Source organism: Mesorhizobium quangtriensis, from assembly GCF_040081925.1.
Taxonomy (GTDB): domain Bacteria; phylum Pseudomonadota; class Alphaproteobacteria; order Rhizobiales; family Rhizobiaceae; genus Mesorhizobium_K; species Mesorhizobium_K quangtriensis.
The window spans coordinates 113,602-128,812 of sequence record NZ_JBEBMF010000003.1 but is presented as its reverse complement, the minus strand read 5'-3'; the positions used below and the strand labels follow the sequence as shown (position 1 = coordinate 128,812).

General features: G+C 62.8%; 20 protein-coding genes. 9 read left to right on the top strand and 11 right to left on the bottom strand.

Annotated features, from left to right (window positions below; genetic code table 11):
* Positions 1–2: 2 nt before the first annotated feature.
* From ABMA32_RS16365 to greA, 3 genes are all read right to left on the bottom strand, one after another.
* A complete protein-coding gene (locus ABMA32_RS16365; protein ID WP_349014885.1) occupies positions 3–944 on the bottom strand; it encodes a glycosyltransferase in 942 nt (313 codons plus the stop codon).
* Positions 944–1,981 carry a glycosyltransferase family 4 protein gene (locus ABMA32_RS16360; protein ID WP_349014884.1) on the bottom strand — a complete coding sequence of 346 codons (1,038 nt, stop codon included), beginning with the start codon at positions 1,979–1,981 and terminating at the stop codon, positions 944–946. The genes ABMA32_RS16365 and ABMA32_RS16360 overlap by 1 nt, the downstream gene beginning before the upstream one ends.
* A gap of 78 nt (positions 1,982–2,059) precedes the next feature.
* Positions 2,060–2,533, bottom strand: coding sequence for a transcription elongation factor GreA (greA, locus tag ABMA32_RS16355; RefSeq protein ID WP_292767580.1), 474 nt, complete (start codon positions 2,531–2,533; stop codon positions 2,060–2,062).
* A 296-nt stretch (positions 2,534–2,829) separates the two neighbouring features.
* Here greA and ABMA32_RS16350 point away from each other — a divergent pair, with 296 nt between their 5' ends.
* A complete protein-coding gene (locus ABMA32_RS16350) occupies positions 2,830–3,966 on the top strand; it encodes a PQQ-dependent sugar dehydrogenase (protein WP_349014883.1) in 1,137 nt (378 codons plus the stop codon).
* 126 nt (positions 3,967–4,092) lie between these two features.
* Positions 4,093–4,293 (top strand): CsbD family protein, encoded by a 201-nt coding sequence (locus tag ABMA32_RS16345; RefSeq protein WP_292767586.1) that lies wholly within the window; start codon positions 4,093–4,095, stop codon positions 4,291–4,293.
* 57 nt (positions 4,294–4,350) lie between these two features.
* On the opposite strand, the gene ABMA32_RS16340 is transcribed toward ABMA32_RS16345, so the two are convergent.
* The 7 genes from ABMA32_RS16340 to cysS form a co-directional block, all read right to left on the bottom strand.
* Positions 4,351–4,899 carry a tetratricopeptide repeat protein gene (locus ABMA32_RS16340; protein ID WP_349014882.1) on the bottom strand — a complete coding sequence of 183 codons (549 nt, stop codon included), beginning with the start codon at positions 4,897–4,899 and terminating at the stop codon, positions 4,351–4,353.
* A gap of 68 nt (positions 4,900–4,967) precedes the next feature.
* Complete coding sequence (gene rarD / locus ABMA32_RS16335) at positions 4,968–5,903, bottom strand: EamA family transporter RarD (RefSeq protein WP_349014881.1); 936 nt, start codon at positions 5,901–5,903, stop codon at positions 4,968–4,970.
* 101 nt (positions 5,904–6,004) lie between these two features.
* Positions 6,005–7,621, bottom strand: a complete 1,617-nt coding sequence (gene cimA, locus ABMA32_RS16330; protein ID WP_349014880.1) for a citramalate synthase — start codon at positions 7,619–7,621, stop codon at positions 6,005–6,007.
* Positions 7,618–8,577 (bottom strand): prolyl aminopeptidase, encoded by a 960-nt coding sequence (gene pip / locus ABMA32_RS16325; RefSeq protein ID WP_349014879.1) that lies wholly within the window; start codon positions 8,575–8,577, stop codon positions 7,618–7,620. The genes cimA and pip overlap by 4 nt, the downstream gene beginning before the upstream one ends.
* Positions 8,574–9,086, bottom strand: coding sequence for a GFA family protein (locus ABMA32_RS16320; RefSeq protein WP_349014878.1), 513 nt, complete (start codon positions 9,084–9,086; stop codon positions 8,574–8,576). The genes pip and ABMA32_RS16320 overlap by 4 nt, the downstream gene beginning before the upstream one ends.
* A gap of 50 nt (positions 9,087–9,136) precedes the next feature.
* Entirely contained in the window at positions 9,137–9,520 is a 384-nt protein-coding gene (locus ABMA32_RS16315) for a VOC family protein (protein ID WP_349014877.1), read from the bottom strand.
* On the bottom strand, positions 9,517–10,953 hold the full coding sequence (gene cysS / locus ABMA32_RS16310; protein ID WP_349014876.1) for a cysteine--tRNA ligase: 1,437 nt from the start codon (positions 10,951–10,953) through the stop codon (positions 9,517–9,519). The genes ABMA32_RS16315 and cysS overlap by 4 nt, the downstream gene beginning before the upstream one ends.
* Before the next feature lie 436 nt (positions 10,954–11,389).
* On the opposite strand from cysS, the gene ABMA32_RS16305 reads away from it, so the two are divergent.
* The gene (locus ABMA32_RS16305) at positions 11,390–11,533 is read left to right on the top strand and encodes a transcriptional regulator (RefSeq protein WP_349014875.1); all 144 of its coding nucleotides are present in this window, start codon (positions 11,390–11,392) and stop codon (positions 11,531–11,533) included.
* A gap of 65 nt (positions 11,534–11,598) precedes the next feature.
* Here the strand turns inward: ABMA32_RS16305 and ABMA32_RS16300 are convergent, their stop codons facing one another.
* Positions 11,599–12,372: an SOS response-associated peptidase gene (locus ABMA32_RS16300; protein ID WP_349014874.1), complete on the bottom strand. Its 774-nt coding sequence runs from the start codon at positions 12,370–12,372 to the stop codon at positions 11,599–11,601.
* An 81-nt stretch (positions 12,373–12,453) separates the two neighbouring features.
* On the opposite strand from ABMA32_RS16300, the gene ABMA32_RS16295 reads away from it, so the two are divergent.
* The 6 genes from ABMA32_RS16295 to ABMA32_RS16270 all read left to right on the top strand — a co-directional run bounded on the left by ABMA32_RS16295 (position 12,454) and on the right by ABMA32_RS16270 (position 15,201).
* Complete coding sequence (locus ABMA32_RS16295; protein WP_349014873.1) at positions 12,454–12,852, top strand: NUDIX hydrolase; 399 nt, start codon at positions 12,454–12,456, stop codon at positions 12,850–12,852.
* 37 nt (positions 12,853–12,889) lie between these two features.
* Positions 12,890–13,126, top strand: coding sequence for a type II toxin-antitoxin system Phd/YefM family antitoxin (locus ABMA32_RS16290; RefSeq protein WP_349014872.1), 237 nt, complete (start codon positions 12,890–12,892; stop codon positions 13,124–13,126).
* Positions 13,127–13,495, top strand: a complete 369-nt coding sequence (locus ABMA32_RS16285; RefSeq protein WP_349014871.1) for a type II toxin-antitoxin system death-on-curing family toxin — start codon at positions 13,127–13,129, stop codon at positions 13,493–13,495.
* Between the two features lie 97 nt (positions 13,496–13,592).
* The gene (locus ABMA32_RS16280; RefSeq protein WP_349014870.1) at positions 13,593–13,970 is read left to right on the top strand and encodes a TIGR02301 family protein; all 378 of its coding nucleotides are present in this window, start codon (positions 13,593–13,595) and stop codon (positions 13,968–13,970) included.
* 136 nt (positions 13,971–14,106) lie between these two features.
* A complete protein-coding gene (locus tag ABMA32_RS16275; RefSeq protein ID WP_349014869.1) occupies positions 14,107–14,364 on the top strand; it encodes a hypothetical protein in 258 nt (85 codons plus the stop codon).
* A gap of 63 nt (positions 14,365–14,427) precedes the next feature.
* Complete coding sequence (locus tag ABMA32_RS16270) at positions 14,428–15,201, top strand: hypothetical protein (protein WP_349014868.1); 774 nt, start codon at positions 14,428–14,430, stop codon at positions 15,199–15,201.
* Positions 15,202–15,211 lie beyond the last annotated feature (10 nt).

The window sequence follows — 15,211 nt, the reverse complement described above, 5'->3', positions numbered from 1 at the left end:
GTTCAGGCTGACTGGCTGCCCAGCAGCCGCCTGACGGCTGCGCTAAAATCTCGGTCGATGGCAACGAACCGGTCGCGCGCCAGTGCGCCCCTCGCTACCTTATGCTCCTGCGGCATGGCGATGGCCGAGCCTATCGCCCGCTCAAGCACCGACACATCGACATAATAATTCGTGCCGAGATGGCGCGGTTCCTGGCGGTTGGCAGCGACCAGCAGGCCGAATTCGGCGCTCACGTGCTCGTTCATCGGCGGCGCGTCGGTCGCGATCACGAGCGCGCCGCATGACAGGCCCTCGACGATGTTGTGACCCCAGCCTTCGGAACGCGACGGGCACAGGTGGATGCCGCATTCGTTCTGCAGGCGGCGCAATTCCGCGTCGCTCATATAGCCGTCGATCAGGCGCACATTGGTCGGCACGTTGGCGGGCGCATTTTCTCGTTTCTGGACGAGCAGGAGTTCCGGCCACTCGGGGTGACGTTCCCAAAGCGCGAGAACATCTTCGGTGCCCTTCAGGGTGCTGCCCCCGGCGAGGTGGAGCACCCTGCCCCAGTCCCTCTGCACAGCTGAGTCAAGCCGATCTTCCGAGGTGAAGCCAAGATAGTCGACTGGCGCGCCTCTGCCCTCGAAGGAGCGGGCGGCTTCGCGCGTCTTGGCGAGGATAAGGTCTATGCCGCGCAAGCGGCGCAGATGTCGGTGTGGAAAGCGTTCCTGATTGGGGACGAGGATGTTCGCCTCGCCGGCATTCGTCCAGCGCGGAAAGACGCGCTCGATGTGAATGATCCGGCGCGCGCGCTTCCGGCGCAGAAGCCAGTCCATCGGAGAGCGGTCGGCGATGCCGGCGATCTCGGCGGCGATGCCGGCTTCCGCCAGTGCCGTCGCCAACAGTTCGGCGTCACGCGTCAGGCCGTAGCTGTTGTCCTTGACGACGATCAGCGTGTCGATCATCAGTCGGCCCAAAGCCTCCCGTAGACCTTCGCGATTGCCTCCGCCTCACGCGCCAGCGGGAAGTTTTTTCGTACATGGGCAAGCGCATTCAAGCCATGCGCTTCGGCCAGGTCCGGATCAGCCAGATAGGACTGGATCGCGGTCGTCAGACGCTCGCCGTCACCGGCAGGAACCACCGCGCCTGTCTCGCCGGGCACGATCATCTCGGCATAGGCACCAGCGTCGCTGGCGACGACAGCCGTCCGCGAGGCCATCGCCTCCAGCGGCGTCAGGCCGAAACCCTCATTGCGGGACGGCGCAACATAGAGCGAAACCCTGCGGAACCAGACCTTTACGTCCGGGACTTCGCCAAGAAACAGGATTCGGTGGGAAAGGCCCGCGGCCTCGACCCTCTCTTTCAACGCCGCCGCGAAAGCCCGGTTTTCAGACGTCACACGCCCCGTTACGACTGCCGTCCACTCCGGATAGCGCGGCAGCAGCTCAATCATCGCATCGACGAACAGGTCCGTGCCCTTCTGCTCGCGGATGCGTCCGAAGCAGCCGATCGCGAAACGTCCCGGCAAGCCCGACGCGGCAAAATCATCCTCGGCTGACGCCGGCGGATGGAACACGTCCAGATCTACGCCGTGCATCACCACCTGATGCGGGACCTCGAGATAGGAGCCCGATCTTGCGCTGGTCGCGATCACCGCCTCCATCCGGCGGATCAGCCATTTGGTGAAGGCCTTGTGCTCGCGCTGGGCGGCCGAGGTGAACAGCAGGTGCATCGGCGCCCGGAAGACGGAGCGAAGCACCAGCCCGGCCACCATCTCGGTGTTACGGCGTGCATGCCAGATCCGCCTGCGGCCCGAGGCCGGCCTGCCAAGCAGGCTCGGCACCTGCCACCATCGCATCTTGGGCAGTCCATCTGGCAGGCCGGGACCCAGGGTGGCGATACCGAGAGTCCGCGACTGTACCGGAACGAGCTGGATGATCGTACTCGTCACGCCCGAGAGCCTGAACTTCAGGTTCGGCGCGACCACCTCGATGCGAGACATATCCAGCCCCCTGGATTGTTGGTCGCCTGCCACAAAGCGCTCCGGAAACGAGGCCAAACGCTCCCCCGGCGTTTCGGATTATATGTAGCGAACCTTAACGACCTCATAGCCGCGCGCGCCACCCGGCGCGTTTACCTCGATGGCGTCGCCGACTTCCTTGCCGATCAGCGCGCGCGCAATCGGGGACGAGATCGAAATGCGGCCCGACTTTACGTCGGCCTCCTGATCGCCGACGATCTGGTAGGTCTTTTCTTCCTCGGTATCCTCATCGACGAGGACGACCGTGGCGCCGAACTTGACCTTATCGCCGGACAGCTTGGAAACATCGATGACTTCCGCACGGGCGATAAAGTCCTCGAGTTCATTGACGCGGCCTTCGTTGAGGCTCTGCTGCTCCTTGGCGGCATGGTACTCCGCGTTCTCAGAGAGGTCGCCATGCGCCCGCGCCTCGGAGATAGCTTCGATGATCCGCGGCCGTTCTTCCTGCTGACGCCAGCGAAGCTCCTCCTTGAGCGTATCAAAGCCCTTCGCCGTCATCGGTACCTTGTTCATTTCTCTCGACCTTTCGTTCCACCTGCCCGTTGTGGGTTGTTTGAGGGGCAAGCGAGGCAAAAAATAAAAGCGGCCCGGCAGCTTTGACTGACGGAACCACTTCGCCTCAGCCCAATGAATATAACAATTCTGGGCGTTTTTCACGAAAAAAAGCGCATTTCCTTGCTGACACACCGATTTCCCGCCATTTCCCCTCTTCGTGCTCGAAGCGCTGCTCAACCGATCGTGAACCTGTTTGAACACGGAGTCCGTTTGACGATGGTTGCGGGAAACCAACCCGGACCTAAGTCAGAAACATGAAAATCGTTGCATCCACCTCAGCCCTCCTCGCCGCCTCTCTCGCTTTTGTTCAGCCTGCCCTCGCACAAAGCTTCCAGACCGACGCCGTGCCGGTCGAGGCAGAGGTGATCGCCAACGGGCTGCGTAATCCCTGGGGGATGGATTTCCTTCCCGACGGCAGTGCCATTCTGACGGAGCGGACCGGGCAGATCCGCATCCTGTCGCAGAGAGGCAAGCTCTCGACCCCGGTGGCCGGTGTGCCCGAAGTGGCCGCGCGCGGCCAAGGCGGCCTTCTGGATATCGTTGCCGCGCCAGATTTCGCGACCTCAAACCTTGTCTTCTTCAGTTTTTCCGAACCCGGTCGTGGCGGAGCGGGCACCGCCGTCGCGCGCGCAACGCTCGTGCGCGACGGCGAGCAGTCGCGGCTGGAAGAAGTCGACGTCATCTTTTCGATGGCAAAGAAAACCGGCGTGACCCGCCATTTCGGCTCACGGCTTGTCTTTGCGCCAGACGGAACGCTGTTCGTGACCACCGGCGACCGGGGCGAGCGGAACCGCGCGCAAGACAGGCAGGATCACGCCGGAGCCGTGATCCGTATCAACATCGATGGTTCCATACCCGCCGACAATCCCTCGCCCGACGGCGCAGGCCAGTTACCGGAACTCTGGTCAAAGGGCCATCGCAACCCGCAGGGCGCGGCCTGGGATCCTGTTCTCGGCGGCCTGCTGACGGTCGAACACGGCGACAAGGGCGGCGACGAGGTCAACCACGCGCAGGCCGGCAGGAATTACGGCTGGCCCGTCATCAGCTACGGCGTCACCTATGGCAACAAGAAGATCGGCGTTGGTACCGAGGCGCCGGGCTATGAGCAACCCCTCTTTTACTGGGACCCCTCAATCGCGCCGTCCGGCCTTACTGTCTATAAGGGCGACATGTTCCCGGAATGGAAAGGCGACCTGCTCGTCGGCGCACTGAAGTCTCAATTCGTCTCTCGTCTGGACCGCGACGAGAACGGCGCGATCCTGGGCGAGGAGCGCCTGTTTGGCGGCGCGTTCGGGAGGATCAGGGACGTGACCGAAGCGCCGGACGGCTCGATCTGGCTGCTGACCGACGCACGCAATGGCCAGATCATACGGCTCAGTCGCGCCGACTGAGGCGCCTTCCAAGTCGGTCGGGAATGGAACCTTTGCGACGCCGGCACATTCTCCTCACAGTCGCCGCGACGGCGATATCTGAGGTGCCCCGACTGGCAGCCTCGTGATGACAAAAAGGAGAAGAAAATGGATTGGAACCGCGTCGAAGGAAACTGGAAACAGTTCAAGGGCAAGGTCAAGGAACAGTGGGGCAAGCTCACTGATGACGATCTCGACCAGATCGCTGGCAAACGCGACCAGCTTGAGGGCAAAATTCAGGAACGCTATGGCATCGAGAAGGATCGCGTACGCCGCGACGTCGATGATTGGTATGGCCGGGTCCACTGACCCGAGCTCACTGCAAATTCAAGGGGCTGCTTCGGCAGCCCCTTTCGTTTGAGGCGTTCAGCCATTCAGGTAGGCGTCGATCTGGTCGGCGAGAAGGACATATTCGCGGCAGCCCTTGCCGCAGCGCTTCTCGATCTCGGCAAGTTGCCCGCGCGCCGACTTGAGGTCGCCCTGCTGTAGGTAGGCCTCGCCGAGATATTCGCGCACCAGCGTGTAGTCAGGATTGTTCCTCAGCGCTTCATGGTAGTAGCCGAGGGCAACGACCACGCGGCCGGCCTTGCGGTGCGAATAGCCGAGATAGTTCAGAATGCGCGGGTCGGTCTTGTCGGCTGCAAGGCTAAGAATGGAGATAGCCTCGTTGTAGCGACCCCGCTCGGCGAGCAGGCGCCCATATTCGTACAGGCTGTCGTCATCGACCGCGCCGCGTTGGGCATCTTTGCATTTCTTCGACTTCTTGTCGTAGACCTTGCCCTTGGGGCAGCTTGTGTTGTCACTGCCGCCGTCGCTGCCACCCCCACCGCCACCACCGGCAGCGAACGCTGGCGCCACAAATAGCGGCAGAACCAGAACCGCGGATGTCATCAGTATCTTGATACGACCACGCATAAAGAAGCCTCCTGGAAGCCCGCCAGTCTCCACGATAGCGCATATCGAAGGAGATTTCATTCCGCTTTTCAGGTGGATTTTACCGATCCGGCTCTGCGGGAGAACATCGACCAGGAATAGACCGCCAAAGCGATCCAGATCAGCACGAAGGCCACCAGCTTCCAGGTGCTGAACGGCTCGTGGAAGATGAAGACAGCGATCAGGAAGACCATGGTGGGGGCGGTGTATTGCATGAGGCCAATGGTCGTTATGCGCAAAAGCTTGGCGCCGAAGCCGTAGAGCATGAGCGGCACGGCGGTCGCCGGGCCGCAAAGGATGAGGAGCAGCATGTTTCCGGGCTCGGATGGCGTAAAATGCCCCTCTCCCCGCATGGCAAGCCACAGAACATAGGCGAGCGACGGGACGCTGAGGATCAGGATTTCAAGGAAGAAGCCCTGGCTTGGTCCTATTGGCAGCGTCTTGCGCAAGAAGCCGTAAACCGCAAAGGACGACGCCAGCGCGAGCGAGATCCATGGCAGCCCTCCAGCCTCCACTGTCAGGACCAGCACCGCGATCGTGGCAAGGCCGATTGCGGCGACCTGAGGCCGACTGAGCCTCTCCTTGAGGACGATCGCGCCCAGCGCCACCGACATCAGTGGATTGATGTAGTAGCCCAGCGCGGCTTCGACCGTGCGATCCACCGCGATCGCCCAGACATAGATGCCCCAGTTGACCGAGATCAGCGCCGCCGTAAGCGCCGCCATACCCAGCGTTCGTGGCGAGCGTAGCGCAACCTTGATGTCGGCGGTGCGGCCGAGAGCCAGCAGCACCGCACCGGCGATCGGAATCGACCATAGGATACGGTGCGCAACCACCTCTACAGCAGGAATATGGCTGACCAGCTTCAGGAAAACGGGGAGGAAGCCCCAGAGGCCGAATGCGCTTGCCGCGAACAGAAAGCCGCGCCTCGCCTGCCTGTCGGCTTCCGCCGCCGTCGGGCTCGTGGGGGCTGCATCGGCGCTCATCGCGCCGATATGGTGCTGTCAGCGGGCAATGACCATCGAAATCTTCTGATGGATCAATCGCTTCCCGTTGATGGATCAGCAGGTGATACAGCGGCAGGATTCTACTCTGCCGCCACCAGCCCGGCCATCTCGCGGTTCTTCATCAGCTTGTAGACAATGGAATCCATCAGCGCCTGGAACGAGGCGTCTATGATGTTCTCGGAGACGCCGACCGTCCACCAGCGGGCGCCGGTTCCATCGCGCGATTCGATCAGCACGCGGGTTATCGCCTCGGTGCCGCCATTGAGGATACGCACCTTGAAGTCGGCCAGTTCGAGGTCTTCGATCTCGCTCTGATACTTTCCGAGGTCCTTGCGCAGCGCCAAGTCGAGAGCGTTGACGGGCCCGTGACCTTCGGCGACCGACATACGTTCCTCGCCGTCGATCTCCACTTTCACGATCGCTTCCGACACGGTCTTGAGATTGCCGATCGCGTCGAAGCGACGCTCGACCATGCAGCGGAACGAGGTGACGTTGAAGAACTCCGGCACCGTATGCAGCGTCCGGCGCGCCAGAAGCTCGAAGCTCGCATCCGCGCCTTCATAGGCATAGCCTTGCGCCTCGCGCTCCTTGACGATCGCGATCAGCGTATCGAGCCGCATGTCGTCCTTGGGCACGTCGATGCCGCGCCGCTTCAGTTCGGTGATGAAGTTGGCCTTGCCGCCCTGGTCCGACACCATGACGCGGCGGCGGTTGCCTACCGATTCCGGCGGCACGTGTTCGTAAGTCTTCGGCTCCTTGACGATCGCCGAAGCGTGGATGCCCGCCTTGGTCGCGAAGGCAGACTGACCGACATAGGGCGCCTGCGGTTCGGGCGCGCGGTTGAGCAATTCGTCGAAATTGCGCGACAGGCGCGAGATGCCGGCAAGCGCCTCTTCCGATATTCCGGTTACGAAGCGCGCGGCGAAGGCCGGCTTCAGCACCAGCGTCGGGATGATCGAGATCAGGTTGGCATTGCCGCAGCGCTCGCCGATTCCGTTCAGCGTGCCCTGCACCTGCCGGACGCCGGCCTCGATCGCGGCGAGCGAATTGGCGACCGCCTGCCCCGTATCGTCATGCGCGTGGATGCCGAGATTTTCGCCCGGAATGCCCGCCGCGATCGCAGCAGCGACGATGGCGCGCACCTCGGAGGGCTGCGTGCCGCCATTGGTGTCGCACAGCACCACCCAGCGCGCGCCGGCATCGTAGGCAGTCTTCGCGCAGGCCAGCGCGTATTCCGGGTTCGCCTTGTAGCCGTCGAAGAAGTGCTCGCAATCGACCATCGCTTCCTTGCCGGCCGCTGTCGCCGCTTCGACGGAGGCACGGATGGCGTCTAGATTCTCCTCGTTGGTGCAGCCAAGCGCCACGCGCACATGGTAGTCCCAGCTTTTCGCCACGAAGCAGATCGCGTCGGACCTGGCCTGCACGAGTGCCGCAAGCCCGGGATCGTTCGACGCTGAGACGCCTGCGCGCTTGGTCATGCCGAAGGCGACGAACTTTGCCCGCTCTGTCCGCTTCTGCTGGAAGAACGCCGTGTCGGTCGGGTTCGCGCCCGGATAGCCGCCCTCGACATAGTCGATGCCGAACGCATCCAGCATGTTGGCGATGGCGATCTTGTCCTCGACCGAGAAGTCGATGCCCGGCGTCTGCTGGCCGTCGCGCAGCGTCGTGTCGAAGAGGTAGAGGCGTTGTCTGGTCACGAACTCTTCCCCGCAAACCTGTCTGTCGCGCGGATCAACTGGTCCAGGATCCCCGGCTCCGAGAAAGCATGCCCGGCTCCCTCGATCAGGTGGAAATCCGCGTCCGGCCATGCCTTGTGCAGCTGCCATGCGTATTTCGCAGGGCATGGCATGTCGTAGCGACCGTGCACGATGACGCCCGGAATGCCCTTGAGCTTGTGGGCATCGCGAATTAGCTGCCCCTCCTCCAGCCAGCCGGCATGGACGAAGTAATGGTTCTCGATGCGCGCGAAAGCTAGCGCAAAGTCGTCTTCGCCGAATTTGCCTGACGTTTCCGGCTCGGGCAGCAGCGTGATCGTCTCGCCTTCCCAGAGGCTCCAGGCGCGCGCCGCCTCGATCTGCGCCTTGCGGTCGTCACCGGTCAGCCGCTTGCGGTAGGCGGCCATCATGGCGCCGCGCTCGGCCTCGGGGATCGGCGCCTGGAAGCGCTCCCACTTGTCGGGAAACATCTCGGAGACGCCGAATTGATAGTACCAGTCGAGTTCGGCTTTCGTGAGCGTATAGATGCCGCGCAGGATCAGTTCGCTGACGCGCTCCGGATGCGTCTCGGCGTAGGCCAGAGCCAGCGTCGAGCCCCACGAACCGCCGAACACCTGCCACCTCTCGAAGCCCGCCATCTCGCGCAGCCTCTCGATGTCGGCGACCAGATGCCAGGTCGTGTTCGCGTCGAGATTGGCATGGGGCGTGGACCGTCCGCAGCCGCGCTGGTCGAACAGGATCACGTCATAAAGCTTCGGGTCGAAAACCCGCCGCTGTTTGGGCGAGATGCCGCCGCCCGGCCCGCCGTGCAAAAACACGGCAGGTTTCGCGCCCTTCGTGCCGACGCGTTCCCAGTAGATCGTGTGGCCATCGCCGACATCCAGCATGCCGCTGTCGAACGGCTCGATCTCGGGATACCAGCTTCTCAATTCGCTCATGGCTTGTCCTCGCCGCCCGTCGTTCCGTCCGCCGGCGGCCATTCTTCGGTGTCGTAGTCCGGGTGCTGATACGAGACGAGATCGACCAGGAACGGCGCATCGTCGAGGTCGTCCATCGTGTCGCGGGCGGGCAGCGCCGGCAGCGTGTCGACATAGGGCAACTTTGCCTCAACGCCGAACTGGATGGTCGGCGTAACCTCTTCCGGCGCGTCAAACGCGCCGATCGCCAGCGCCACCCCGTCCGGCCCCTCATAGGTCAACGGTGTGCCGCATTCGGCGCAGAAGCCGCGCTTGACGTGGGTGGACGACTGGTACCGTTTCGGCTCGCCGCGTGTCCAGCGCAGGCCGCCTTCAGGAGCTGTCACCAGCGGCGCGTAGAACGCCCCGAACGCCTTCTGGCACATGCGGCAGTGGCAGATGGAGGCGGTACCGAGCGCGCCCTCCACATGGAAGCGCACCGCGCCGCACTGGCACCCGCCGGCATAGACGGGCCTGTTATCGAGGCTCATCGCGCCCTCCCGAACTGAGTCACCGTCCGGCCGTAACCCATTGGTTTTCCTTACTCAGGCTTGTGGCAGACCGCTTCGACATTGTTGCCGTCGGGATCAAGCACGAAGGCTCCGTAATAGTCGGGATGGTAGTGAGGGCGCAGGCCCGGCTTGCCGTTGTCGCGGTCACCCGCGCCCATCGCCGCGGTGTAGAAAGCGTCGACTTCTGCGCGGTTATTGGCCGTAAAGGCGATATGCCGGCCGGGACCCGGCTCGCCGCCTTCGCGCAGCCACCAGACCGGCTTCTCGCGGCCATAGCCACCTACGTTCTGGCCGCTTGTAAACTCCTTCGGCACTGTCATCATCAGCGTCGCGCCGAGCGCCCCCAGCGCGGCGTCATAGAACGCCTTCGACTTTTCCCAGTCCGATACAAAACAGCCTGTATGGTCGATCACCGCTTCACCTCCCATGTGGTCACGCGTTCGCCCGTTGCCGGGTCCTTGCCGTCCTTGAGCTGGATGCCCTGCGCCAGAAGCTCATCGCGGATGCGGTCGGCCTCGGCCCAGTTTTTGTGGGCGATAAAGGCGAGGCGCTGAGCAACAAACTTGGGCACATCGACATCCGTTTCCAGTTCGGAAAGATCGAGACCGATCAGACCGGCGGCCGCAAGCAGAGCCGAAGGCTGCAGGTCGCCAGAGTTCATCAGCCGCAGATACTCGGCCATATCGAGATCGTCGCCAAGGGCTGCCAGAAAAGTGCCATCGACCGCATCGGCGGTCGCGCCCGCTGCTTTCCTTCGCCATTTCGCAAGGAGGTTCTCAGCTTCCTCCAGCTTCCGTACCGAAAAATCGATCGGCTCACGATAATGCGTCATCAGCATCGCCAGACGCAGCACTTCGCCCGGCCATTTGCGTCCGCCGAACGTCTCCGTGTTCAGCAACTCGTTGATCGTGACGAAATTGCCCTCGGACTTCGACATCTTGCGGCCTTCGACCTGCAGGAAGCCGTTGTGCATCCAGATGTTGGCCATGCGCTCGGTGCCGAAGGCGCAGCAGGACTGGGCGATCTCGTTCTCGTGGTGCGGGAAGACGAGGTCGATGCCGCCGCCGTGGATGTCGAAGACGTTCTTCTCAGGGTCGTCGCATTGCAGCCCGCCGCCGAAGGGTTCCAGCAGCTTGGCCATCGACATGGCCGAGCATTCGATGTGCCAGCCAGGCCGACCCAGACCATCGATCCCGGCGGGCGACGGCCAGCCCGGCTCGCCGTCCTTCGACGGCTTCCAGAGCACGAAATCCATCTCATCCTCCTTGTAGGAGGCGACGTCGACGCGCGCGCCGGCCAGCATCTCGTCCAGCGAGCGTTTCGCCAGCGCGCCGTAGCGCGGCGACTTTACGCGCGCTGCCATGCGCTTGGGCGAAAACAGCACATGGCCTTCCGCCACATAGGCGACCCCAAGCTTCACCAGCCGATCGATCATCGCCCGCATGCCGTCGATATGCTCGGTGGCGCGCGGCTGGAACGTCGGCACCAGGCAACCCAGCGCCTTCACGTCAGCCTGGAACTGTGCGTTGGTGGCTTCCGTGACCATGCGGATAGCCTCGTTCAGCGGCAGGCCGGGAAAGTCGCGGGCGGCGCGCGCGTTGATCTTGTCGTCCACGTCCGTGATGTTGCGGACATAGGTGACGCGGTCTTCGCCGTAGATGTGACGCAGCAGCCGAAACAGCACGTCGAAGACGATCACCGGCCGCGCATTGCCGATATGGGCGAAGTCATAGACCGTCGGCCCGCAGACATACATGCGTACGTTTTCGCTATCGATGGGAACAAAGTCCTCCTTCGTGCGCGTCAGCGTGTTGTAGAGCCGCAAGCCCTTGCCGTTTCCAGACATATTCCACCCCTGCCTGCCGGCCAGGGCGTTTTTTCATCTCTTTGAAGAAGGCGAAAACGTCCGGACCAGCGCTGGCGCTAGCCAATAATGCAAATGCCGCAAATGGCAAAAGACGTTTTCATGGCTGCGCTTATGCCGCCGAGGCGGGCTTCCCGTCAAGCGTAACCCGCTCAAAAGGCTTCCAATTTGTAACCGCGCGGCAACACTTGCGGCAAAAGGCGGATACATGACGCTTTTACTACGGTGTTGCAGTTTGGACTCAGTGTAAATGCGAAGCGCTGGGAAAAGCCGGACAAGTAAGATTCTATTAAATATGTCCGGACATCACTTTAGGGAGAAGGCGGGAAATCGCGCAGAGGGTCACGATTTGGTCCCATTCGGACACCATCTGCAAAGCTCGCAAGCAACGATCATGACCTCAGGGAAGAGAGAAGAAATGTTACCGAAGAAGAGCGAAGCCGTAAAAGCGCCTGCCAAGGCGACCCCGGCTCTCGCGAACCAGTATCGCGCCATCGGCCCGGCCGCAGTCGTCGCCGCGCTGATCTGCGCGCCGAAGAAGAAGGCTGCCAAGCCTGCCTGAAAGGGTGACGGCGCCGCGTTGGCTGACTCCGCCGCGCACTTGGCCGATCACTGCACCGACTGACGCTAGAAAAGCGTAAGCTGTCCGGCATCGCCGGGCTTTTGCTTTTCTGGCAGTGGCCTCTGTGGAGCCGCCGGCTGGTCCAGTTCGGCCCTCTCCTGCAAATCGGGCCCGGCGTTGGCCGCATTGTTCACCTTGTCGGACACCGGGATCGCCTCGAAGAATCCCTCCTCCGGCGACCGCATCAAATGCGCCACGTCGCGCGGCTCCTGCGTCCGGCAATCGAGCCACTGGTCGAAATCCTGCGGCTGAATCACGACGGGCATGCGGTCGTGGATATGCGCGATGTCGCGGCTCGCCGCCGTGGTCAGGATCGCGGCGGTATCGATCTCCGAGCCGCCGGGCTCTGCATAGGTTTCCAAGAGTCCGCCGAAGGCGACGATGCCGCAATGGCGTGGGCGCACCCAATAGGGCTGCGCGCGCTTGCCGACGCCGTCGCGACGCCACTCGTAGAAACCCGAGGCCGGCACCAACACGCGCCGGTGGCGCATCGCCGCCTTGAACGACGCCTTTTCCGCCGCAGTCTCGGAGCGGGCATTGATGTTGAGCGGCATGTCTTCCAGGTTCTTCGCCCAGGCGGGTGTGAGCCCCCAGCGCGCCAGCATGGCCCGCCTGTCCGGCAGATTGGAGCCGGGCTCGCGCCCACGTCCCGCGATGACTAGCAGGATTGGCTGCGTCGGCGCGATGTTGTAGCGCGCCGGAAAGTCCTCCACGCCGAGCAGCGCGAAGGACTCCGCCAGTTCCTCTGGACTGGCCGTCAGCGAAAAGCGTCCGCACATTTTGCTTGCTGCCGTCGAATCGGATTCACAAAGTGGCGGTTCGACGCAAAACCGGCAAGGATGGGCGGTGGATAACGATCAATGCGCATGAAACCGGTCCTCCCCGCCGTTTCCGTCGCCATACGACGCGAGCACCGTCTGCTGCTCGTCCGGCGCGGCAGGCCGCCTTCCTTCGGGTTCTACGCCTTCCCGGGAGGGCGCGTGGAGGCCGGCGAGACGCTGGAAGACGCCGCAAGGCGCGAACTGGCCGAGGAAACCGGCCTTTACGTCGGCGCGCTGTCTCCGCTCGTGCTGGTTCGGGCTGTGGGTGATGAGTTCGACTATGACCTGCAGGTCTTCTTCGGCCATCACGTCGGCGGCGAGCCCGTCGCCAATGACGACGCCGCCGAGGCCGCGTTCTTCACCCTTGCCGAAATGGAAACGCTGCCGATCCTCGCCGATGTACTGGAGGTTGGACGAGATTTGCTGGCCGAGGTGTAGGCTTTTCCATATTAGCCAATCTGGCTAATATGGTTTCATGAAAACGATTGCTGCTACCGAAGCCAAGAACCGCTTTGGCGAACTGATCGATATGGCTCAGGCGGGACCTGTACGCGTGCAAAGGCAGGGCCGCGACGTTGCGGTCGTGCTGTCGCCAGAGGAATTCCGCCGCCTCTCCGAAGCCGCCAGCGGCAGGGTCAGCCCCGCAGTCGAGAGGCTTCACGCAGAGAGCGCGAAGCGCTGGGCTAGGATCTACGAAGCGCTGGCGAAGTAGGTGGAATACCTCACGCTCGACGACGCGCTTTATATCCATGCCGAGCAGTTGCGCCTGTTTGGCGGCGCGAAAGGGGTGCGCGACCACGGCCTGATCGAGTCCGCACTTCTGCGACCGCAGACCGGCTATTATGCCGACCTGATCGAACAAGCCGCCGCGCTTTGGGAAAGCCTTGCGATGAACCATGGCTTCGTGGACGGCAAGAAGCGTGTCGCCTTTGCCTGCATCGACATCTTCCTAGGGCTAAACCGGGCCCGGTTGGATGTTGATCCTGATGCCGTGATCGCCTTCATCTACCGCCATCTCGAGGCCGGCACTTTCCGGAAGCCGGTCCTCGAAGAATTGCTACGCGCGCATGTGAGCATGTGAGGTGCGCGCGCGTCGCCGCGGCATTCGATGTGCCCTGCTGCCGAAGGCAAAAAGAAACCGCCTTGCGGCGGCCAAATTGTTTCGCCACAAGGGCCGCATGCAGCGGGCATCCAGATTTTTCGCCGTCACGGTCCTGATCGCGCCCTTGGCGTTTGCGCGTCCGGCTGCGGCTATCGACGCGCCCTACGAGGCCGGGCTGCTGCGGATTGCCGAGGTCATGGGCTCCCTGCATTTCCTGCGCAATCTTTGCGGTGACAAGGGCGACCAGTGGCGCCAGACAATGGAACGGCTGCTTGCCGCCGAAAACCCCGATGCGGAAAGGCGCGCGCGCTTCATCGCCAGCTTCAACCGGGGCTATCGCTCCTTCGAGGGCACCTACGCCAGGTGCACGGCCTCCGCGACCGAGGCGATTTCACGCTATACCGTGGAAGGCGAGAACCTCGCCCGCGACCTCGCCTCCCGTTACGGCAATTAAGATAGCATTAACTTTTCGGCCACGCCGTGCGTACATAGCCGTTTCGCTGTGCTAGGAAACTTAACGGGACATTAAAGGGACAGGTCAAGTTGGACCGATCGATCGGTACAGTGGCCTGCAGAAGGTGGAACAGGACATGGCACAAGGCTTTAACGACCTCGACGCACTCGTCAGGGAAGAAAAGCGGCTGACTGCTGTCGAGAATCACAGCGCGGCATGGGCGGAAGGCCTTTCCGCGGGGATCGAGCCGGAAATCATCGCCGAGGCTGCCCTCACCACGGCACTTGGCGAGTTGCTTCGTTCGAGTGGAGAACCCGCGGTGCTCGGCCTGATCGAGCGCATGCGCGACCGCATCGTCGCCGGAGAGTTCGTGCCGGAGCATTCGCGGCATTGAAATCCTGAACAGCCAACTCCCGGCCGCGGAGGAGGCCGGACCGGGAATGGTCGAGGAAATTTGATGGACGTCAGGACGAAACCAGCGGAACGATTGTCTTCTCTCGGCGGACGTCTAGCTGTCCTGTTTGCTGTGTCGTGCCTCTCTGGCCCGGTCGCGCTCTTTTCCTCACCAGCGGCCGCGCTGAGCGAGATCAATCGTGAAGACCTGCCTCCGCCAGAAGGCACGGAGGCGGCACCCGGGACGATAGTCCCCGATGGCACTGCGCCCAGCCTGCCCTCTCCCGAGGCACCGGCTGAGGCGGCTCCTCAGGAACCGGCGACTGATCGCAACGGCATTGCAAGGCCCGACGTGGACGAAGAAGGGCCGCTGCCCGAAGTCATCTACAATCTCGACCGTTTACCTGAGCCCGTCCGGCGCATGCACGACCGCATCGTCGAGGCAGCCAAAAGCGGCGACATCGAGAAGCTGCGCCCGCTGCTCGGACTTGGCGACAGCAAGACCCTGCTCTCCTTTGGCGACTCGGAGGGCGACCCCGTCCAGATCCTCAAGGGGAATTCCGGCGACGAGGAAGGGCAGGAAATCCTCGCCATCCTCGAAGAGGTTCTGAATGCCGGCTTCGTTCAACTTGAGCCTGGTACGCCGAACGAAATCTACGTCTGGCCCTATTTCTTCGGCATTCCGCTCGACAAGCTCGATGCCCGCCAGCGCGTGGAACTGTTCAAGATCGTAACAGCGGGCGACCTCGACGACATGAAACAGTTCGGCGCCTACATCTTCTACCGCGCCGGCATCACGCCCGAGGGGGAATGGGCTTTCTTCGTCGCCGGCGAATAGGCGTTAGAGC